We start from the raw sequence: 20,570 nt of genomic DNA on the forward strand, positions 1-20,570 counted from the left end.
GAATGACAAGGAGAAGCAAGAATGGCAAAAAAAACCAGATTTCACTATTTTATTTTTATTAAACAATTTTAAAATTAAGTCTTGACTTCTTTATGAAAAAGCTATTTTATCAATTTTGATAGTTTATATTAACTATCTTGTTAAAAAAAATATTAACCAATATTATTAAATAGGAAATAAATTTTTATGTCAAAAACAGTACCGATTGATTATTATCGTGATTTAGAAGATCCTGAGTGCTTAAATAGCCAATATTATGATGATGATAAGAACTTTGCAAATTTATCTACTACATTACAATTCCTTCATCTGGCAGAAACTATGGCAGAATACGGCAAAGAAGCCCTCGAAGGAAAACAACTAGAGGCAGCCAAAAATTTTGGATTTGTTACTGACCATTCTAATCCAGATAATTCTAATCCAAATAATAGCTGGTTTACTACTGTTGCTAATGCTTTTTCATCTATTCCTAAAGAACATATCTTCTTTGCTACTTTGTTAGCAACATCACATGCTGCCCATGCATACCGCCATGTTACATTTAATACTCCAGATAACTCTAACGCAGATAATTTTGATACAGAAAATTCTAATGTAGTTCATCATAGGAGTGCTCGGGCTGCTTCTACCTCTGAGATATGGCGAGAAATTGATCTAAAAAATCAGTGCTTTAAATTTGAAATAGTTAGAGAAAAATTCTACGATTGGGGGGAGAATCCTCAGTCTACAACACTATATGTTAAGTGTACGGATAAGCCTTGCTCAGAAAAAGGGAATGTTGTAGAAGGTAGAACCTATGTTGACAGTAAAAAGGCATTTCAGTTCGAGCCACCAGCTCTTTGGCTAGACGACTCATCTATAGGATATGATATGAAAACAGTAACAACAAAATATTCCTTTTTGGAATCTAAAGACCGCCCTAATACATTTCCTTTGGAATTCACACATACATGCCATGAACCATCTTCTTCCACCTCTGAAGCTTCTAGCACAACAACTTCTACTACGCCGGAAAAAATTACTGAAACCTCTCTTACCTCTTTAATTACAGAAGCTTCTACTACTAAAGAAAATTCTTCTACTGCTATGCCAAAAGATAACACTACTCAGGCAGAACCTTCTACACCAACAGCACCACAAGACCAAACTACCCCTTCCGCTGAAGATCAAGGATGGTTGTGGAACAAAGTAGTTGCACCTATAGCTGAAACAGCTGCAGCGGTAGTTACCACTGCAGTTATTGTATACGCTCTCCATAAACTAAAACAATGTTATAATAAAAATAAAACAAAAGAGGAATTAAACGTAGAACTTAAAAATTGTGATGAGCCGAGTTTATTGAAGCTAGTAGATCAAATCATCCCAATTAATGATAACGATTATACAGATGGGATAAAAGATTTATTAGTTCCACTGGCAGGAACTGGAAATTTAGATTCAGATTTAAATTCAGCAGCAGCATAGGTATAAGTCACTAAAAAAACAAAAACCGATACTATATCTACTAAGGCTCTTTATAGCCCCTCGCAATGATCTGGGTAAAACTCCACAACTGTTGAAAGTTAGAAGGTAGAACGGGTTTTAGATCGCTTTTCCGTCATTGCGAGCCACCTTAGGTGGCGTGGCAATCCATCTTTGGTTACTTTTATGGATTGCTTCGTCGACCTACGGTCTTTCTCGCAATGACGGTTTCTCAATTATTGTTTTCTTAAACTAACGCTTATGCGTAAGCAGGGGTCTAGATTCCCGCCTACGCGGGAATGACAATTTATTTTTTATAAACAACTTTGAATTACCTTGACTTATATACAAAAAACCTATTTTATCAATTTAGATAGTTGATGTTAACTATCTTGTTACAACTAATATCAATTAATATTCTTAAATAGGAAACAAATTTTATGACAAATCCATATATAAATAATTGCAGCTACACTCCTCCCAATCAAAATACTACAAATCAAGAATTGTGGATGAAAGATGCACTTATAACTTTAGGTTCATTCTTTGCGTTATGTTTTTTTAGTATTTTGGGTTACGGTACTCGTGTTGTTTATAAAAAGTGTTTTGACAAATTGCAGAAAATACAGACAGAAGGTACTCAATCTGGTGGAACAAAAGATTCACTAAAAATAGATAAAAAGCCTGCTGAACACATTAATAAAAGCTTTACTAATGACGAGCATCTTAATATAGAATTTTTTACAACAATAAAAACCAATCCATCGGATACAGAGGTGGTAGGAGACACAGCAACAACAACAACAACAATAGATATGCCAGAGCAGTAAAAATATTAAACCTCCTGCATAAATCAGAGATAGTTAAATGGAGTTATGCAGGAACTCTAAATAATTAAAGTCGATTCGAATTATTATACACAATAAAATATCTAACACTAAGCTTTTCAAGTAAAAATTTTAACGGTTTTTATTCACTTTTTACAGGAAAAATTGAAATTAAAGCTTGACTTCTAAGAAAAAATTTATTTTAATTTTAATTACACTGTTAAATTAAATATTCAAAATAGGAAACAATTTTTATGAAACTTTTATCTCCTGGTTCTGTTGTAACATCTTTATGTGCTGCAACAGCCGTACTACGTAACGTTGGTACCTTTCCTACTACAAAACAAACTAGCCCTAGCCTTTATGATCTAGGTAATACATCTCCAAGTGAGCTACTTAATGACTTAGGTTACCCGGACAATTCTTCAGAAAAAAAATTAAAAAAATTGGACCATATTACACAAATACTCGACAATTCTTTGGAAGAGTTATTGCTAGACTATAATAAAAGCTATCCCCATTCAAAAACAACTAAGAAGGATCTTACTACAACCGAAAAAGCTTCTACTACAACTGAGTATCTTACCACAACTGAAAAAGCTTCTACTACAACTGAGGCTCTTACCACAACCGAAAAGGTTTCTACTACAACTGAGGCTCTTACCACAACTGAAAAAGCTTCTACTACAACTGAGGCTCTTACCACAACCGAAAAGGTTTCTACTACAACTGAGGCTCTTACCACAACCGAAAAGGCTTCTACTACAACTGAAGAAACCCTTACTACAACTGAAAAGGCTTCTACTACAACTGAAGAGACCCTTACTACAACTGAAAAGGCTTCTACTACAACTGAAGAGACCCTTACTACAACTAAGAATGCTCCGACTACAACTGAAGAGACCCTTACTACAACCGAAAAGGCTTCTACTACAACTGAAGAGACCCTTACTACAACTGGGAAGATTCTTATTACAGCAGCTTCTTCATTGATAATCATGACGATTACGGTTGCATTATACACTCTCAAAAAGTATTTTTATAACTCGCCAGAAGAACAAGTCTTAGATATGAAAGAACTTGATTTTTTCAAAATTAAAGATAATGTTAACAATGAAGATAATACAGTAGACCTTATGGCTGAGACTCCTATAGATGGTCATCTAGAATAAATGTTGTCATTTGAGCAAGTCACTCTTATTATAGACCAAAGAAGTATCTTCACTAATATCAGCGTGACTTGCTTACCATCTTCTATAGTTTATTTACAAGGAGCTAATGGCTGTGGAAAGACTTCATTACTTAGGATTGTTGCTAATATACAAAATCCAACAAGTGGAAATATTTTATATAGCTCATTGAACTGCAAACATTTAAAAAAACCTTATTGTAATTATATTGGACATAATCTTGGGCTAAAATCTCAAATAACTGTATTAGAATATCTAAGATTTTGGTCGATAATTTATGATTCCCTTGAAACATTAGAATCTTCGGTATATTATTTCAAGTTATATAATATTTTGCATGAACAATGTTATAGGCTCTCTGCTGGCAACCAAAAAAAGGTTGCCTTAGCAAAGCTCATTGCTTGCCAATCAAACTTATGGTTATTGGATGAAGTAGAGGCAAACCTAGATCAAGAGAATAAAGAATTACTATATAACTTGATTATTTCAAAAGCCAATAATGGTGGAATTATTTTGCTTACTTCCCACTCCAATATAGATATTAAGTCAGCCCAAATAATCAATCTTGAGGATTATCTGTTGTTGAACAAATAACTTTTGATATTTCAAGAAATGAGGGTTGACTTTAGTTGTTAAAATATATATATTTTAATATATACTTGATGAATTTCAATGTATATATTAATAATGTCAAAATTATGAGATTTATAGAGCGTGACAAAAATTATTAGTTCTAAATATAAGGCAAGTCGAAGACTCGGTGTAAGCCTATGGGGCGACAGCAAAGATGCCTTCAATACAAGAAATTACCGTCCTGGTCAACATGGTCAGAATAGTATGGTTAAAACTTCTGATTATGGTGTACACTTAAAAGCTAAACAAAAGCTTAAATGTCATTATGGTCGGATTAACGAAAAACAGTTTAGAAACACCTTTGCTCTTGCACAAAAAATGAAAGGTAATACTGGTGAAAATTTTATAGGTCTATTAGAGAGAAGGCTTGACGCTGTTATCTACAGAATGAATATTGCCCCAACTATTTTTGCTGCAAGACAATTTGTCACCCATGGTCATATTAAGGTAAATGGCAAAAAGGCTGATATCCCAAGCATGCGATTAAAAGAAGGCGATGTCATCGAGCTAAAGGAATCAGCAAAACAAATTCCTGTAATACTCGAAACAGCTAGCAAACAAGAAAATACCGTACCAGGTTATTTAACTTTTGATGCCCATTCATTGTCTGGTAAGTTCGTCAGAATTCCAGTAATTTCTGATGTTCCATATCCTTTTGAGCCAGAAGTACATTTAGTAATTGAACTTTATTCAAGATAGTAAATCCAAAAGCTGATTAGAAATGGATTAGCACGCTCACATATGTTCTTTTGCAATGAAGTCATTGCAAAACCAGTAATGATCGAAGCAATCTATTTCTAATTACTTTCCTGGATTGCTTCGTCGGTTTGGCGACCTCCTAGCAATGACGATTTTTTAATTATTGTTTTCTTAAATTGACGCTTATAGGAGGCATAGCGTATGTTCACTATTTGTTAATAATCACAATTCCTCGCCTTTTTCAATCGGCTCTATTCCATATAGTGACACCATTCGCTCAAGGACTCTCCCAACGGTAGGAGCGGCAGTCCAGCCGGCAGTAGCAAAACCAAAGGACTCCTTTGTTCCTTTTGGCTCATCAAACATTATAAAAATAACATATTGTGGATTAGAAGCTGGTAATACACCTAAAAATGATGACATTCTGCTATTCTTAAGATACCTTCTTTTGCCATGCCCATCTGCCGTTAATTTCTCAGCCGTACCAGTCTTCCCACCAACAAGATATCCTTTTACATCAGCTCTACGTCCGGTGCCTTCTTTTACCACAAAACGAAATAATTCACTCATTTGCTTAGAGGTTTTTTCACTAAAAACCTTTGTGCCAACAAGAGGTTCATCTTGTCTTTTGATTAGAGTCAAATCATATAATGTCCCACCATTCACTACCGGCAATACTGCTTGTATAAAGTGTAAAGGACTAATTGAAATACCATAACCATATGACATTACAACACTCGTTAAATCACTCCATCTCTTATCGGATGGAAACAAAGGGGTGCCTCTCTCTGGTAATTCAATTTTAAGCTGATCTAGTAACCCTAATCTTTTTAAGTATTTTTTGAAATCATTTTTGCCAACTTCTAACATAATTTGGCTAACCCCAATATTTGATGAATGCAGAAAAATTTCTGGAACACTATGCCACCCATGCCTTGGGTGATAATCTTTTACATTAAACGCCCCTACCTTCATATAGCTAATATCATAAGCATCGTTCATTGCTATAGCATCAGTATCAAAACCTACAGCCATAGTTAAGGTTTTAAATACCGACCCCATCTCATAAATACCAAGACTTGCCATATTAAACAACTCTTCTGGCTTTGCACTACTCGGGTAATGTGGATTGAAATCAGGTTTACTAATCAGAGCTAGAATTTCACCATTATTAGGATTGGCAATTATCCCTACCGCTCCTATTGCACTAAATTCCTTTAATGTCTTATCTATTTCTTCATTTAGGATATTCTGTAATCTTACATCTATAGATAATTCAAGTGGTTTTTTAAGCTGTTCTGGCTGTGCTAAGTCAAAATCCGAATTAGTTAAAAATTTGTCATAACTCCTTTCCAACCCAGCAAGACCAGCCAAATCCCTACCCACATATCCTATAACATGTGATAATAAATTGGAGAAAGTATATATCCTCTTTTGTTCTTGTTCAAAACTAAAGCCTGGCATTGCCAAATTTAACACCGCCTCTTGCTCTTTTGGCAATAAATCCCTTTTTACCCATACAAAACTTTTATTACCCTTTAGTTCTGCAAGTAATTTCGTTTTATCAATCTCAGGCAAGATTTTAGATAATCTTTCTAAAGATTGCTCTGGGTTGATTACTTTTTGTGGATTAACAAATAATGAGGAAGAGGGTAAGTTAACTGCTAATAAATTACCATTGCGGTCTACTATCTCTTTTCTAAAGTTACTACTCTTTACTTGATATTCTGGCTTAACATAACCATTAGTCGCAACGATTATTAAGCGGTATGACAACCCACAAAAAAACACAGCAAAACAAAAGCTAACTATGAATAATCTGATTTTGGTATTGTCAGCACAAATATCCCATAAAATAATATTACTAAAACTTCTTTTCATTTTAGTTATAGTATTTTTTATCAATGCTAATAAAACTATATTATTACTCATAACCTACTCGCGTCATTGCGATGAACCACGAAACTCGAACAAAGCAATCCATTCCTAATCACTTTCCTGGATTGCTTCGTCGGTACTAAAGTACCTCCTCGCAATGACCAGTGGGTAAGAAGTCCTTCCGTCATTGCGAGACCATGAAATGGTCGTGGCAATCCACACTCATTAGATTGCCTCATCGGCTTATGCCTCCTTACAATGGCGTATTCATAGGCAAAAAGAGTACCTTTCATCGAATATACTCTGATTTTTTAGTTGAAACAGTTTTTATGTATTTACTATTAGCAGTTGTTTTATAACGCCACTTAACATTGGTTTTATTAAAATATGAACCACTCACTTCATGAGACTTGACATATTTCTTACTTTCAGGCATTAAAGGATCACTAATCATTTGCTTAACTTTAACAGTATCTAATTGTAAATAAAGTGATGATAATTTTCTTAGTCTAGCTGGAGAAGTAAGGTATGATTGTTCGACTTTTAACACGTGAATTCTATTACTCTCATCAATCAGTTGTTTTGAAACCTCTCCAAGCTGATAATGTAAGATAATAACCTTATCTTTTACTCTAAATAACCCATAAATGGAAAAAATTATAGTACAGAAAGCTATATAACTAAATATTCTAACCGCCATATGTAGCACCCTCTATTTTCTGTCCAGCCCTTAACTTTGCAGACCTTGCTCTTGGATTAAGTGCAATTTCTCTAGACGATGGACATAATGGCTTCTTTGTAATAATCTTAAGCCATTCCTTAGAATTTTCTTTAGTAAAAACCTTTGCCGCATATTTAGACCTGGCAACTAACTTAGCAGAATTTGCTTTAAAAAAATTCTTAACAATTCGGTCTTCTAATGAGTGAAATGAGACAATTACTAGGCGACCATTTGCTGATAGAATATTTTTGCTATTACTTAGAAATCTTTCTAATTGACCCAATTCATCATTAATGTAAATGCGAATTGCTTGAAAACTCTTGGTAGCAGTATCTATCTTACCTTTTCGAAAACCTATACTACTACGAACAATATGAGCAAACCTTGCTGTATTGGTAATAGGCTCTAACCTCCTATGTTCTACAATTCTTTTAGCGATTCTTCGAGAATAAGACTCATCGCCATATTTATAAATCACATCAGCTATTTCTTGTTCATCAGCATTATTTATAAAATCTGCAGCACTCTGCCCTACTCCACTCATTCTCATATCGAGTGGACCATCATGAGTAAAGGAAAATCCCCTATCGCCAGAATCAATCTGCATAGAAGAAACCCCTAAATCCATAACTATGCCGTCAAATTTCAATGAACCTAATTCTGAAAAGCTTTCAGCAAACCCTGTTTGAATAAATCTCACTCTACCAGGATAATCTTTTATCAACTGATTGGCGTAAGTTATAACATTTGGATCACGATCAATTGCCACTAATTGACAATTACAAGAATCGAGTATCATTCGACTATAACCACCAAAACCAAAAGTGCAATCCAGATAAATTCCACCATCTTTAGGACACAAGACTTCCTTAACTTCATTTAACATAACAGCTGTATGAGAGGACTCTTGTATCATATTTCCTTATTAATATTCTTAAGAGTTAAACGGTTATTTTGAGCAATTTGCCGAGCTGAAGAAAGATAGGTCTCAAAATTTTGCGGCTGCCAAATTTCAAAAACTAATCCCTTTCCTACAAAACAAACCTGTTCTGATATGTCAGAATGCTCTATTAAAGATTTAGGCAAAATCACCCTACCCTCACCATCAAACGCAAGTTGGATAGCCTCGCCAAGAATGATTGTTTCAAAAGCATCTCGTTCCTCAGAATATGGGTCTAAGGTTTGAATCATTTGGCTTAACTCCTCAAGCCTCTTTAAACTACACGCTTCAATACACTTATTTCTAAAAGACGGATAGACAATAACCCCATTAAATGACTGGCTAGACAAAGCTGCTCTATAAATAGCAGGTACCGAAACCCTACCTTTCTTATCAAGATTATTTATATATTTTGACAAAAAAATATTCATTTACCTATTTACCTTCCAATAATTGGTAGTGTCACCCCTGCTTCAGTGCGGGGTCTAGATTCCCGCCTACGCGGGAATGACAAACATTATCTGATTAAATACAAATCAAATTAGCTATATAACCATACCCTGTACAAATTATTCCATAATTAGATTTGGTCATGTTTGGGATAATTTGGGATTATATGGAATTTTTAGGATATTGTACTATAATTATAGAGTCAAGAAGGTTTTAAATAGTTTGTAAAAAATTTATGAATTTTTATTAATTGTGACTTATTTAATGTGTATATATAGTCAATTCAGGGGAATTGGGCACAACTGTTGAAAGTTAGAAGGTGGAGCGGATTTTAGATAGCTTTTTCGCTATTAGCGAGACCACGCAAGTAGGTCGTGGCAATCCATTTTTAGTTAATTTTGTGGATTGCTTCGTCGACCTACGGTCTTCCTCGCTAATAGACGTTGACCACATATGACTTTAAACTACCTGGTCTAAAACTGCTTCCTCTTCCAACTTTCAACAGTTGTGGGGAATTGGGTAGCAGGAACGATGGAGCGACGCCTATAAGTAATAGGCAAGCATTGAGCGACAAAGTCACCAACTTCCCATCAATTGACTATAAAAGTTGCGTAGCCTATTTATGCAGTCCTTTGGTAGTCGAATATTCAAAATGTAAGGCTTTACCTTCAAATACCCTACTATAGGCATGATGTAAACTACTGGCTGCTTCTGCAAAACCACTAAGAATTAATTTTAATTTTGCTGGATAACTAGCAATATCACCAATTGCATAGATACCTGAAATATTTGTTTCAAAATAACCAGGCTCGACAATTATATGATTTGTTTTAACATGTAATCCCCAATTTTTTATTGGACCAAGTTCTTGGGTAAGTCCAAAAAATGGCAATAATATATTTGCTGGTAAGGTGCGAATATTTCCTTCGAAATCCTTTACTCCAACGGCTTCTAAGATGCCATCTTTTCCTACTAAATGGTCTAGTTGATAATTAATTACCAACTCAATTTTACCATTATCGGCTAATTCTTTGAGTTGCCTTATAGTTTCAGGAGCTGCTCGAAACTTCTCGCGCCGATGTACTAAATATATTTTTTTAGCAATTTCGCAGAGTGATATTGCCCAATCTACAGCCGAATCTCCGCCACCAGCTATGACGATTTCTTGGTTAGCCAAACTATTGCGGTTATTGATAAAATAAAATACTGATTTTCCTTCAAATGCTTCTATACCAACTAGTGGAGGTCTGTTAGGTCCAAAAGAACCACAGCCAGCAGCAATAATAATAACTTTAGCAGCTATTGTGACATTTTTAGAAGTGGTGATTTGGAAATAGTCATCTTCTTTTTTTAATTGTATAACTTGCTGATTGAGATGATAAACCGGATTAAACGGATTGGCTTGTAATGCCAATTGTTCTATCAACTGTTCTGCCATAATTTTAGGGTAGGCTGGTATGTCATATATCGGCTTTTCTGGATATAGTATGCTACATTGCCCACCTATTATTTCCTGTGAGTCAACAACATGGCAACGCATACCAAGCATCCCAGCTTGGAAAATAGCAAATAACCCAACTGGTCCTGCTCCAATTATTATAATATCAGTATTGTGCATAAAATAAAATTTTATAAATAAAAAATCGTAACACTCTTAGTGATACCAGGATATTATAGTTAATTCAGGAGAATTTGGGGCTAGGAACGATGGAGCGACGCCTATAAGTAATAGGCGAGCGACGAGTGACGACGTCCCCAACTTCTCATCAATTGACTATATGTTAGAATGGACAAATAATCAACTAATAACGCTAAAATTTGAAATCGTGTCCTTTTGATAAATGTTTTATATATATTTTCTCATCTTACGCATGGCGTTTAAAAGTCACATAGAAAATAGCTTGGTGTCATTGCGAGAAAGACCGTAGATCCATAAGTTGTCATTCCCGCGTAGGTGACTATCTAAGTTAAACAACGTTAACAGAATCTGTTGAATCTGAATGAACTATTAGGCTTATATTACCTAATAACGATGCATTTTGAGAAATTTGCTCTTGTAAGGTGGGGGGTTGTAAGAGTGCTTCTATTTCTTCTATAATCCCTCCTAATTGCTGCTGCATTTCTTTTAACTTTTGCACAATAGGCGGTAGTTTTTTGTCTAGCGACTGTGTTTGCATTGCAGAGGAAATGGAAGGGGTATTTTTTTTCATTAACCATAGCCATACACTATCTTCTTTTGCCTGATCTACTTGTTCATTCTTATAGGGTAATGTTTCTACAGTTTTTAATATATTTCTATGTAATAGCTTCATTACATCTTGTTGTAGACCAAGCCCTATCTTTTTGTTTCCGGACAAGTCAAGGCTCAATATACGGTCGTTATTTTCTAAAGCTTGTATTAAACATTTTGCACCTTTATTGCTTATCTTGTTATGATGTAAATAGACTCCATCTATAAATTTATTGCCTTCTAATAGTTTGGCTATTAACATAGCGCCTTTATCATCTATTTCGTTGCAATCTAAATTTATACGTTTTACAGTATTGTTTTCCAATAAGGCTTGTACCAGTAATCCAATTTGCTTATTGCCTATCTTATTCTTATACAAATCTATCTTCTCAATATTTTCTCCTACTTTTAGAGCTTTGATAACTCTATTGAGTTCTGTAGTGGATTTGCCCATAAAATTTACCTTATAAAAATTTAACAAATGTACGATACATTCTATATAAGACAATATTTTGTTTTACATGTAAAGTATTTTTTGAAAATTAATAATGACATCAATTGACTATAATATTTTTTTTGCTAATATGCTTAGTGCTTCTTAGTAAATATGCTAGAATGATAAAATTAAAGTAACTTATTAAATTTTATGTTCCAAACATTAACTCAAAATCTAACAAAAATCTTTGATCGTATCAAAAGAAGCGGCACTTTATCTGAAGCCCAAATAAACGATACTATGCGTGATATTAGGATTGCCCTTCTTGAAGCAGATGTGGCACTACCGGTAGTTAAGGACTTTATTGCTGAAGTAAAGTTAAAAGCTATGGGGCAGGAGGTGATAAAATCAGTCTCTCCAGGGCAGATGATAGTAAAAATTATCCATAATGAGTTAATTAATATATTATCCTCTTCTCCAGAGGATAGTGTATTACAACTTAAATCTGCCCCTCCGGTAAATATTTTAATGGTTGGGCTACAAGGTAGTGGGAAGACTACTGCCAGTGCTAAATTAGCACTTAGGCTAAAAAATCAGAATAAAAAGGTGTTGTTAGTTTCTCTTGATACTTATCGTCCTGCTGCTCAGGAGCAGCTAACCATCCTTGGTAAATCGATAGAGGTAGATAGTTTAACTATTATCCCCAACCATAATCCTATCGATATTACTAAAAGAGCCTTGCACGAATCAAAATTAGCCGCCTATGATGTCGTTATTTATGATACGGCAGGTAGGTTGCAAATCGATGATCAAATGATGCAAGAAGCGGTAAATATAAAAAATTTAGTAAAGCCAAAGGAAATAATTCTGGTGGTTGATGCAATGACAGGGCAAGATTCAGTACTTATAGCTAGCAATTTTGACCAACAACTAGGAATTACCGGGGTGATTTTATCTCGTATTGATGGTGATGCTAAAGGTGGAGCGGCTTTGAGTATTAAGCATGTTACCAATAAGCCTATTAAGTTCCTAAGTACTGGTGAAAAATTGGCAGATTTAGAGTTATTTGATCCAGAACGTATCGCCTCGAGAATATTAGATATGGGAGATATTATTTCCTTTGTTGAAAAAGCAAGTAGCCTAATAGATCAGGAAGAGGCGGAAAAAGCAGCTGCTAGACTAAAAAAAGGTAAATTTGACTTGGAAGATTACCTAACGCAAATGAGGAGTATAAAAAAACTAGGTGGATTGAGCAGTATGATAAATATGTTACCTGGCATTAATAAAATTATCGATAAGGTCGATCAATCGAAATTAAGTAGCAAATTAATAGACCACCAAGAAGCAATAATTTTGTCAATGACCAAAAAAGAACGAAGAAAACCAGATTTGCTGAATGCCTCACGTCGAAAGCGTATTGCTGAAGGCTCAGGAACATCAGTTCAGAAAGTCAATAATCTATTGAAACAATTTAAGCAAATAAGTGGTTTTATGAAAAAGGCAAGCAATATGAACCCCAAAAGCCTAATGCGTAGTGGTCTAGGTAATTTATTTAAACCATAATTCTGTATTACAGTTATAGTTTAGATGTGAGCGTTCACAATTTTTTTGCTATTTTTTTGTGATGAATAAAAAAATCTGATCGCCAAGCGTCACTGCGAGGAGTCCGTAAGGTCGACGAAGCAAGCCATTTCTAATCACTTCTCTGGATTGCTTCGTCGGTCTGGCGACCTCCTCGCAATGACATATAAATAAAGTAGAAAAATCGTCATTGCGAGCTACCGTAGGTGGCGTGGCAATCCATTTTTGGTTAGTTTTATGATTGCTTCGTCGACCTACGCTCTCCTCGCAATGACGTCTTATACTTTAACCTTTTTTCCGTGAACACTCACATTTAATCTACAACTGTAGTACTAGACAAACCTTAGCGATTTAACCATATGAAAGCAACATTATATATTTTAAGTGCATTTGGACTTGGGGCAATAAAAGCTAGTATAGTAAAATCTCTTGATAGCAGTACTCCTGTTTCTTTAGTGGTATTTTCCCAATTTTTTCTTTGTACTATCTATTTTTTACCAAAAGTTATAAAGTCTCATGGTAGATTAATAGTGTCGCAACATTATTGGGCATTAATTAGCAGGGGATTATTAGGCATAGGATATTGGTATTGCATGTTTTCGTCAGTAAATTACTTGTCTCTTTTTAATGTCAGTGTACTTACAAATCTTTCTCCACTTTGGGTGTTACTAATAACTGGCATTTTTATTGATAAATCTATTAACAAAGAACTATTATTTTTAGCGATAATTGGCTTTATTGGGTGCTTATTAATATTAAAACCATCAAGAGAAATTATAAATTTGGGAGCAATTTTTGGATTATTTAGTGGAATATTTATGGCACTAACTCTCATATCAATAAAAAATTTACTAAAAACAGAAAATTCAGATAGAGTATTAGTATATTATTTTGGGATAGCTTCTCTTAGTATGTTACCTTTTTTAATGAATTTTGCTATAACACAAGTTTCTTTAAATGACTGGGTCTTGTTATCAATCAATGCTCTGTTGATGCTTTTACACCAAATATTATTAAATAAAGGATTAGAAATTGGTTTAGTTACAGAAACGAGTATTTTAGCTTATAGCAATGTTTTATTTTCTTTAATTTTAAGTATAGTTATTTGGCAAGAAATACCAGATATTTTCTCAATTGTTGGAGCAATAATAATAATCTCAAGTGGAATATATATAGCCAGGAAACAAAAATCACAATCAGAAAGCAAAGCAAAATTTTAGGAACATATTTAAAATATAAATTATCTCCATCTCATCAATTGACTATAGTTCTGTAATTTCTTAGGGACGACATAAGAAGTAATTTGCCATTCCCACCCACTATTGTCATTTCCGCTTCGGTGCGGAATCTAGACCCCATAACTGTTGAAAGTTAGAAGAGGAAGCGGTTTTAGACCGGATAGTTTAAAAGTCGTATGTGATCAACGTCATTGCGAGAAAGACCGTAGGTCAACGAAGCAATCCACAAAAGTAATCAAAAGTGGATTGCCACGACCACGTAGTGGTCTCGCAATGACAGAAAACCTATCTAAAACCGCTTCCTCTTCTAACTTTCAACAGTTGTACTAGACCCCATACCGAAGCAGGGATGACATAAAATTGACTATAATTTTTCTATTTATCTCTCATCTTTACAGCGTATCTATAGCCAAATGAGCAACTATAGTCAATTGATGAGAAGTTGGGGACATTGTCGCTTGCCTATTACTTATAGGCGTCGCTCCATCGTTCCTAGCCCCAAATTCTCTTGAATTGACTATATATTTCCAGATTATATTACAAAAAATCTATTGTATTTTAATGTTACGGAACAAAATATATTACATAAAAGTTGCTAAATATTAAAATATCAGTATTATTTTACCTAATATAGTGAATTAACTTGAATTGGCAACGTTATAAATCCGATTAGTATTTAGCCTCAGCATCATTACGAGAAGCCACTTTAGTGGCAACAAAGCAACCCAAAAAAACGATTAAAATGTATTGCTTCGTAGGCTCACGCCTCCTCGCTAATAGACAGCCCGATGGGTGCTTATTTGGCACTAATTCAGGTTAATTGACTACAGCATTTTCAACAATTTGTAATATAAATAAAGGAGAAAAAGTAATGAGTAAAAAAGGTAAAAATAATAAGCGTGTTACATACAATAATAATACACCTCTTAATGAAGTTCAAAAGCAGGACTTGCAGGAAATTCTTAGTACAAAGCTTCCTCCTGGCTTTTTTGAAAAAAACCCAGAATTTGGGGTAAAGATTATAGATGGGGGGCGTTTTAATTCTCCTACAGGAACAGTAGGATTGGTTTTGGGGGGTTTTGTTGCTACTGTTACTGCTGACAGTTTGCTTAATGGTATTTCATCAGCAAATAATCCCAATGCTGTATCCAAGATAGGTCACCAATCTACTTTGCCTAACAATATTGCTCCTGTAGTTACTCATGTTGCTAATAACCCATTATCCAAAGAACAAAGTTCTAAACTATCCAAGTTAGAGCAATCTATTAGTACGGAAAAACGTTCAGTAGATAATCATGATAATTATGTAAAGATAACAAAGGGATCAGATACTATATCATTGATCCGTGATAAGTTTAATGTAGAGCCTATTCCTGTTACCACAAAGGAAGAACCTACTCATAAAACAGAAAATAAGTTATTGGTTATGTCTACACCTATTAGACAAAAAACCAAAGATAATCAAAATAGCCAATTTACTCAGGAAGAGAATCTCCTTCACACTCACATGAAGCAAAATCTAGTAGATGGTGTTTATAGAAAAGCTGCTAATAAATTAAATTTTAACCAATATAATTTTGAGCCATCTTTTTTAAAAGAACAACTTTTAAAAAATAATGTTACTACATTGTCTCTAGATTATAACACAATAGACCCCGAAACAGCGAAATTGCTTGGGGAAATTCTTAAAGAAACTCCGATTACTACATTAATTATAGAGCACAGCCTAGAGTTAGCAGGAATAGAAGACCTTATAAACCTGATGAAAGGTAATAAAATTAATACATTGATTCTAGAAAGAAACAATATACCTTCCGAAGTAGCAAAAGCACTTGTAGAAGCAATAAAAGATAATGATATTCGTATTGAGAAATTGGATATACGTAATAACCGTATAGATACCGAAACAGCACAGTGGATTTTGGATTATCTTAAAGGGACTGAAGTTACTATAGACTGGGAAACAGAAGACAATCTATCAGAAAAAGAACCTACTCCTGAGAGCCACACTGCTTCTAAGGTAGAAACAACGCCACTACTAAAAGCTTTATTGGGGACATTTGTCGGTATTTGCGTTACTGGCTTTGTTGGTTTTGCAGCTATTATGGCATGTCTTTGTACTGAAGATGATAACGATACAACTACGACAGATATGCCAAATTATATACCTCAAGGCAGGGTGACTATTTACACGAGAAAACCTTTAGAAGCACGCCAACAAACCTTAGGAAATGAAGAGCAAAATAAATATAATCCTATATATAGTATGCCTTCAGCAACAAAAAAGCCATTACCAGAAACTCCGCGTATTGAAGATGCAGTTGAAGACGAAATATATGACCAGTGCGGTGAGGTAAATGTATATGTGATAGAGGCAGAACCTTGTAATGGGGTGACCATAGGGAATACAACAGCGACAGGACTCCAGGAAGAATCTCGTAATGGGGTGACCATAGAGATGGTGAGGAATACAGCGATTAATGAACCACCATACTTAGATATGACAACAGCGACAGGAGTCCACCTAGAGATAGAGTCAGATTGCTAGTTGTCTCATCAGGAAGTTGTAACCTGACGAATGCAATCCAGAGAGTGACCATACATGGATTGCCACGCCACCTACTTGCGTGATCTCGCAATGACATATGCGTTTATACCCGTCATCACTGCATAAGCATTGGTTTAAGAAAATAATAATTAAAAAACCGTCATTGCGAGAAGACCGTAGGTCGACGAAGCAATCCACAAAAGTTATTAGGAATGGATTGCCACGCCACCTACGGTGGCTCGCAATGACGAATTATTTTCTTAAGTTTAAAAAAATAAAGTAGAAAAGTTGTCTATTAGTGAGCCACCGTAGGTGGCATGGCAATCCTTTCTAATCGCTTTTCTGGATTGCTTCGTCGACCTTACGGTCTCCTCGCAATGACGCTTGGTGATCAGGTTTTTTTATTCATCACAAAAAAATCGTGAATGCTCACATCTAAACTACAACTGTAGTATTAGATTCCCGCCTACGCGGGAATGACAAATTTTGATTATCGAGTAATAGACAGCTTTTCTACTTTATTTTCTTAAACTAACGCTTATGCGTCATCGCGAGCCACGAAGTGGCGTGGCGATCCAACAACCACTATGTAGTCTCACAATGACCTATGTTAGCTATATTTACCTCATATTTAGTGTTAAAAAATAAGGCACATGATCAGAAGGTTGAAGCCATCCCCTAGCTTCTGATAAGGAGCTGACCGATAACATCTTATCTTGTAAGTTACAACTAGTCCAAATATGATCTAGTCTACGTCCCCGGTTAGATTTTTGCCAGTCTATGTTTCTATAACTCCACCAAGTATAAAATTTTTGATCATACGGCACGAAATGACGGCTACTATCGATAAAACCTAGGGAAGATTGTAACTCCAACAAGGTTGAACGCTCTATATCTGTGTGGCTAACAACATTCCGCAATTGACGACTCGACCATACGTCATGCTCATATGGTGCGATATTTAAGTCTCCGGTTATGATCATCTTACTATTTTTACTACGATTATAGGTCAACCATTGTTGTACTAATTCTAAATATGCCAATTTATGTTTAAATTTCTCATTGATCTTTACATCAGCTATATCTCCACCAGCTGGTACATAAAAATTATGGATTTCTATACCCAGAACTTCAACTGCTACATGCCTTTTATCACTATTATATAATTCAAGGGAGAATCTATTAGTAATAGGAATTTTCGATAAAATTGCTACTCCATTATAAGATTTTTGCCCTGAATAATATATATGATTATAACCCATATCATTAATAGCTTGATGAGGAAATAACTCATTAACTGTTTTGGTCTCTTGGAGAGATATAATATCAGGCTGATGTTGATCAATTAGCTTCTTAAGCAAATCAAGTCGCAAACGTAGAGAGTTAATATTCCAAGTTACTATTTTCATTTACATAATCTTTCCGATATTTCTATTAGTAAATGCTTTAAAAACCTAATCACCTTTGCCTCTGGGCTAAGATTTTTAGCTGCCCATTTCTTGATCCATGGTTCTATAAGCTGCCACATATTAATTTCTGGATCGAGCTGTTGTCCCACCCCTTCAACTACTACTATAGTTTTCTGTAATAATAGCAATTGTGGTTGCACCTCCATACCAAAATCTTCAGTAATTTTAAATAATTGGGCAAGTAACTTACCTATAGAAATATTTTTGACAGCATATCCTATAATCGGTTCGCTCACTGCTCTACAGGCTTGGGCAAAAAGATCAAGATCGGTATTTTTATCTATATAACCAACTCGAAGATGGACAAGTGCTACTAGCTTATAGTTTTTACTTAGAAAACCAAATAGGCTCTCAGCAATTGCCATTCTATCTTTATCAGGTAATCTACCCATAATACCAAAATCTAGTAACACTATGCTACCATCTGACCTAACTAGAATATTGCCAGGGTGCAAATCTGCATGAAAGAAACCATCTCTATATACTTGATTAAAAAACATTATAGCAAATTTTTGAGCTATTTCAGCTGGATTTAAGCCCTGTTCTATCAGCTTATCTCGAGCATAAATTGATGTTCCATCTACCCATTCTGTGGTTATTATATATTCATGCGTCAGTTGCCAATAAATTTTAGGAATATATATATCAACATCATTTTGGAAATTGTCAAACAATTCTGAGGCGGCAGCTGCCTCTAAACGTAGATCAAGCTCAAACTTCATAGTAGCATTAAATACATCCATTACTGCCACTAATCGTAGTCTTTTTAATTTTGTCGATATTCTTGCTACTAGCCTAGCCAGAATATATAAAAGTTTAATATCCTTATTATATGTGTGATGAATTTCAGGGCGTAATATTTTTACCGCAACCAACTCACCTGATTTCAGCCTAGCTTTGTGTACTTGAGAAATCGAAGCCGCCGCAACTGGTATATCCTCAAAGGCGGAAAATAACTCATCGGCACTTTGTCCAAAAGACTCCTCAATAATTTGTCGTGCGATATCGCTACTAAAAGGCGGCAACTTATCTTGTAGAGATTGCAAGTAGTTAGTAATTTTAACTCCGATGAGATCTGGTCTGGTGGAAAGAGTTTGCCCAAATTTTATATAAACAGGTCCTAATTTTTTAAAACAATCAGTTAACCTCATACCAAAATCGTCTTTTGGTAGTTTAAATAAACCAATCGGATAAACTATTATGGTTATCATCCAACCAAGAATTCTTAACCTAGATGGTAATTTTATGGTACCTGGATAAGTCAGAATTTGCTGCTTGCTTACCACTCTTAATATATGCAAAAAATTCAATAATAAGCTAATCATTTATAACCACTATGAATAGCAGCGATTCCTAAGTGAAGATTCTTATAACTAACATCGCTAAATCCAGCATCCTTTAACATAATTGCAAAATTCTCCTGATCTGGGAATAAACTAATACTTTCTACTAAATATTGATAAGCTGCTTCGTTGTTTGCTACAATTTTACCAATCTTAGGAATAATATTAAACGAATAAAACTGGTATAATTGCTTCAGACCCTCATATTGCATTTTAGAGAATTCTAAACATAGAAATTTGCCCTTGGGCTTTAGTACGCGATAAGCTTCTTTTAGGGCATTGTCAATTTTTGACACATTTCTAATACCAAATGCTATAGTATAGCAATCGAAACTATTATCAGGAAAAGGTAATTTTTCCGCATCAGCTACGACATACTCTAATCCATGTAATATGTTACTATCAACAGCTTTATTACGAGCTATCGTCAGCATGTCTAAATTTATATCACACAAAGTGACTTGGGGTAATATATTTTGTTCCTTAGCTCGCTTTATTATCCTAAAAGCTATATCACCGGTGCCACTTGCAACGTCCAATATATTTGATGTTAAATTAGGAATTTGCCTAACAAATTGATCTTTCCATAGACGATGTATGCCTAAACTCATTAAGTCATTCATTACATCATATTCATTAGCAACGCTAGAAAAAATATCTCTAACCATATCTCTTTTCTGCTCAAAGGACACTTTTGAAAAACCGAAATTTACTTGACCAGGGAAGTCGTTATTATTATCCATATATTTCTACGAGTTTATATTGTAAATCATTATTTAGTCAATTCAGGAGAATTTGGGGCTAGAAACGATGGAGCGACGCATATAAGTAATAGGCGAGCATTGAGCAACGACGTCACCAAATTCTTATCAATTGACTATAGTACCCTACAATTTTTATTCTATAAGTATTAAGCAGCATAAAAA

General features: G+C 34.7%; 19 protein-coding genes. 10 read left to right on the forward strand and 9 right to left on the reverse strand.

All coding sequences use genetic code 11. The features are described from left to right. The first annotated feature begins 186 nt into the window (after window positions 1–186). The 5 genes from AAGD20_RS00715 (at window position 187) to rpsD (ending at window position 4,810) form a co-directional block, all read left to right on the forward strand. Window positions 187–1,464, forward strand: coding sequence for a hypothetical protein (locus AAGD20_RS00715; protein ID WP_341749033.1), 1,278 nt, complete (start codon window positions 187–189; stop codon window positions 1,462–1,464). A 437-nt stretch (window positions 1,465–1,901) separates the two neighbouring features. After that, window positions 1,902–2,291 (forward strand): hypothetical protein, encoded by a 390-nt coding sequence (locus AAGD20_RS00720; protein WP_341749034.1) that lies wholly within the window; start codon window positions 1,902–1,904, stop codon window positions 2,289–2,291. 251 nt (window positions 2,292–2,542) lie between these two features. Then, a complete protein-coding gene (locus AAGD20_RS00725) occupies window positions 2,543–3,460 on the forward strand; it encodes a hypothetical protein (protein ID WP_341749035.1) in 918 nt (305 codons plus the stop codon). After that, on the forward strand, window positions 3,461–4,072 hold the full coding sequence (ccmA, locus tag AAGD20_RS00730) for a heme ABC exporter ATP-binding protein CcmA (RefSeq protein WP_341749036.1): 612 nt from the start codon (window positions 3,461–3,463) through the stop codon (window positions 4,070–4,072). A gap of 120 nt (window positions 4,073–4,192) precedes the next feature. After that, window positions 4,193–4,810, forward strand: coding sequence for a 30S ribosomal protein S4 (gene rpsD, locus AAGD20_RS00735; protein WP_094649724.1), 618 nt, complete (start codon window positions 4,193–4,195; stop codon window positions 4,808–4,810). 222 nt (window positions 4,811–5,032) lie between these two features. Here the strand turns inward: rpsD and AAGD20_RS00740 are convergent, their stop codons facing one another. The 4 genes from AAGD20_RS00740 to AAGD20_RS00755 all read right to left on the reverse strand — a co-directional run bounded on the left by AAGD20_RS00740 (window position 5,033) and on the right by AAGD20_RS00755 (window position 8,780). Further along, window positions 5,033–6,691, reverse strand: coding sequence for a penicillin-binding protein 2 (locus AAGD20_RS00740; RefSeq protein ID WP_341749410.1), 1,659 nt, complete (start codon window positions 6,689–6,691; stop codon window positions 5,033–5,035). A 286-nt stretch (window positions 6,692–6,977) separates the two neighbouring features. After that, window positions 6,978–7,388, reverse strand: a complete 411-nt coding sequence (locus AAGD20_RS00745) for a hypothetical protein (RefSeq protein ID WP_341749037.1) — start codon at window positions 7,386–7,388, stop codon at window positions 6,978–6,980. Further along, a complete protein-coding gene (gene rsmH / locus AAGD20_RS00750; RefSeq protein ID WP_341749038.1) occupies window positions 7,378–8,325 on the reverse strand; it encodes a 16S rRNA (cytosine(1402)-N(4))-methyltransferase RsmH in 948 nt (315 codons plus the stop codon). The genes AAGD20_RS00745 and rsmH overlap by 11 nt, the downstream gene beginning before the upstream one ends. Further along, a complete protein-coding gene (locus AAGD20_RS00755; RefSeq protein ID WP_341749039.1) occupies window positions 8,322–8,780 on the reverse strand; it encodes a division/cell wall cluster transcriptional repressor MraZ in 459 nt (152 codons plus the stop codon). The genes rsmH and AAGD20_RS00755 overlap by 4 nt, the downstream gene beginning before the upstream one ends. A gap of 534 nt (window positions 8,781–9,314) precedes the next feature. Here AAGD20_RS00755 and AAGD20_RS00760 point away from each other — a divergent pair. Further along, on the forward strand, window positions 9,315–9,485 hold the full coding sequence (locus AAGD20_RS00760) for a hypothetical protein (RefSeq protein ID WP_157905698.1): 171 nt from the start codon (window positions 9,315–9,317) through the stop codon (window positions 9,483–9,485). On the opposite strand, the gene AAGD20_RS00765 is transcribed toward AAGD20_RS00760, so the two are convergent. Continuing rightward, on the reverse strand, window positions 9,416–10,417 hold the full coding sequence (locus AAGD20_RS00765) for an NAD(P)/FAD-dependent oxidoreductase (protein ID WP_341749040.1): 1,002 nt from the start codon (window positions 10,415–10,417) through the stop codon (window positions 9,416–9,418). The genes AAGD20_RS00760 and AAGD20_RS00765 overlap by 70 nt on opposite strands. A gap of 349 nt (window positions 10,418–10,766) precedes the next feature. Further along, on the reverse strand, window positions 10,767–11,483 hold the full coding sequence (locus tag AAGD20_RS00775; RefSeq protein WP_341749041.1) for a hypothetical protein: 717 nt from the start codon (window positions 11,481–11,483) through the stop codon (window positions 10,767–10,769). A 192-nt stretch (window positions 11,484–11,675) separates the two neighbouring features. Between AAGD20_RS00775 and ffh the strand changes: the two genes are divergently transcribed. The 3 genes from ffh to AAGD20_RS00790 all read left to right on the forward strand — a co-directional run bounded on the left by ffh (window position 11,676) and on the right by AAGD20_RS00790 (window position 16,832). Next, window positions 11,676–13,028 (forward strand): signal recognition particle protein, encoded by a 1,353-nt coding sequence (ffh, locus tag AAGD20_RS00780; RefSeq protein ID WP_341749042.1) that lies wholly within the window; start codon window positions 11,676–11,678, stop codon window positions 13,026–13,028. A 377-nt stretch (window positions 13,029–13,405) separates the two neighbouring features. Further along, the gene (locus tag AAGD20_RS00785; protein ID WP_341749043.1) at window positions 13,406–14,266 is read left to right on the forward strand and encodes a DMT family transporter; all 861 of its coding nucleotides are present in this window, start codon (window positions 13,406–13,408) and stop codon (window positions 14,264–14,266) included. An 889-nt stretch (window positions 14,267–15,155) separates the two neighbouring features. Continuing rightward, window positions 15,156–16,832 (forward strand): hypothetical protein, encoded by a 1,677-nt coding sequence (locus AAGD20_RS00790; protein ID WP_341749044.1) that lies wholly within the window; start codon window positions 15,156–15,158, stop codon window positions 16,830–16,832. A 620-nt stretch (window positions 16,833–17,452) separates the two neighbouring features. Here AAGD20_RS00790 and xth read toward each other — a convergent pair. Genes xth through ubiE form a run of 3 tightly spaced genes read right to left on the reverse strand, consistent with a single transcriptional unit; the run spans window position 17,453 to window position 20,387 of the window. Beyond that, a complete protein-coding gene (gene xth / locus AAGD20_RS00795) occupies window positions 17,453–18,241 on the reverse strand; it encodes an exodeoxyribonuclease III (RefSeq protein ID WP_341749045.1) in 789 nt (262 codons plus the stop codon). Beyond that, the gene (gene ubiB, locus AAGD20_RS00800) at window positions 18,238–19,626 is read right to left on the reverse strand and encodes a 2-polyprenylphenol 6-hydroxylase (RefSeq protein ID WP_341749046.1); all 1,389 of its coding nucleotides are present in this window, start codon (window positions 19,624–19,626) and stop codon (window positions 18,238–18,240) included. Before ubiB ends, xth begins: the two co-directional genes overlap by 4 nt. Next, the gene (ubiE, locus tag AAGD20_RS00805) at window positions 19,623–20,387 is read right to left on the reverse strand and encodes a bifunctional demethylmenaquinone methyltransferase/2-methoxy-6-polyprenyl-1,4-benzoquinol methylase UbiE (RefSeq protein ID WP_341749047.1); all 765 of its coding nucleotides are present in this window, start codon (window positions 20,385–20,387) and stop codon (window positions 19,623–19,625) included. Before ubiE ends, ubiB begins: the two co-directional genes overlap by 4 nt. On the opposite strand from ubiE, the gene AAGD20_RS00810 reads away from it, so the two are divergent. Next, window positions 20,358–20,558 (forward strand): hypothetical protein, encoded by a 201-nt coding sequence (locus tag AAGD20_RS00810; protein WP_341749048.1) that lies wholly within the window; start codon window positions 20,358–20,360, stop codon window positions 20,556–20,558. The two genes, ubiE and AAGD20_RS00810, sit on opposite strands and share 30 nt — an antisense overlap. Window positions 20,559–20,570 lie beyond the last annotated feature (12 nt).

Source organism: Candidatus Tisiphia endosymbiont of Sialis lutaria, assembly GCF_964026535.1.
In the GTDB taxonomy this organism is placed as follows: domain Bacteria; phylum Pseudomonadota; class Alphaproteobacteria; order Rickettsiales; family Rickettsiaceae; genus Tisiphia.

Bases quoted from the DNA above. Each gene is read 5' to 3' on its own strand.
- AAGD20_RS00725 (WP_341749035.1), top strand. From the start codon at position 2,543: ATGAAACTTTTATCTCCTGGTTCTGTTGTAACATCTTTATGTGCTGCA.
- rsmH (WP_341749038.1), bottom strand. From the start codon at position 8,325: ATGATACAAGAGTCCTCTCATACAGCTGTTATGTTAAATGAAGTTAAG.
- AAGD20_RS00715 (WP_341749033.1), top strand. From the start codon at position 187: ATGTCAAAAACAGTACCGATTGATTATTATCGTGATTTAGAAGATCCT.
- AAGD20_RS00720 (WP_341749034.1), top strand. From the start codon at position 1,902: ATGACAAATCCATATATAAATAATTGCAGCTACACTCCTCCCAATCAA.
- AAGD20_RS00765 (WP_341749040.1), bottom strand. From the start codon at position 10,417: ATGCACAATACTGATATTATAATAATTGGAGCAGGACCAGTTGGGTTA.
- AAGD20_RS00790 (WP_341749044.1), top strand. From the start codon at position 15,156: ATGAGTAAAAAAGGTAAAAATAATAAGCGTGTTACATACAATAATAAT.
- AAGD20_RS00785 (WP_341749043.1), top strand. From the start codon at position 13,406: ATGAAAGCAACATTATATATTTTAAGTGCATTTGGACTTGGGGCAATA.
- AAGD20_RS00755 (WP_341749039.1), bottom strand. From the start codon at position 8,780: ATGAATATTTTTTTGTCAAAATATATAAATAATCTTGATAAGAAAGGT.
- AAGD20_RS00775 (WP_341749041.1), bottom strand. From the start codon at position 11,483: ATGGGCAAATCCACTACAGAACTCAATAGAGTTATCAAAGCTCTAAAA.
- ubiB (WP_341749046.1), bottom strand. From the start codon at position 19,626: ATGATTAGCTTATTATTGAATTTTTTGCATATATTAAGAGTGGTAAGC.
- ffh (WP_341749042.1), top strand. From the start codon at position 11,676: ATGTTCCAAACATTAACTCAAAATCTAACAAAAATCTTTGATCGTATC.
- xth (WP_341749045.1), bottom strand. From the start codon at position 18,241: ATGAAAATAGTAACTTGGAATATTAACTCTCTACGTTTGCGACTTGAT.
- ubiE (WP_341749047.1), bottom strand. From the start codon at position 20,387: ATGGATAATAATAACGACTTCCCTGGTCAAGTAAATTTCGGTTTTTCA.
- ccmA (WP_341749036.1), top strand. From the start codon at position 3,461: ATGTTGTCATTTGAGCAAGTCACTCTTATTATAGACCAAAGAAGTATC.
- AAGD20_RS00745 (WP_341749037.1), bottom strand. From the start codon at position 7,388: ATGGCGGTTAGAATATTTAGTTATATAGCTTTCTGTACTATAATTTTT.
- AAGD20_RS00740 (WP_341749410.1), bottom strand. From the start codon at position 6,691: ATGAAAAGAAGTTTTAGTAATATTATTTTATGGGATATTTGTGCTGAC.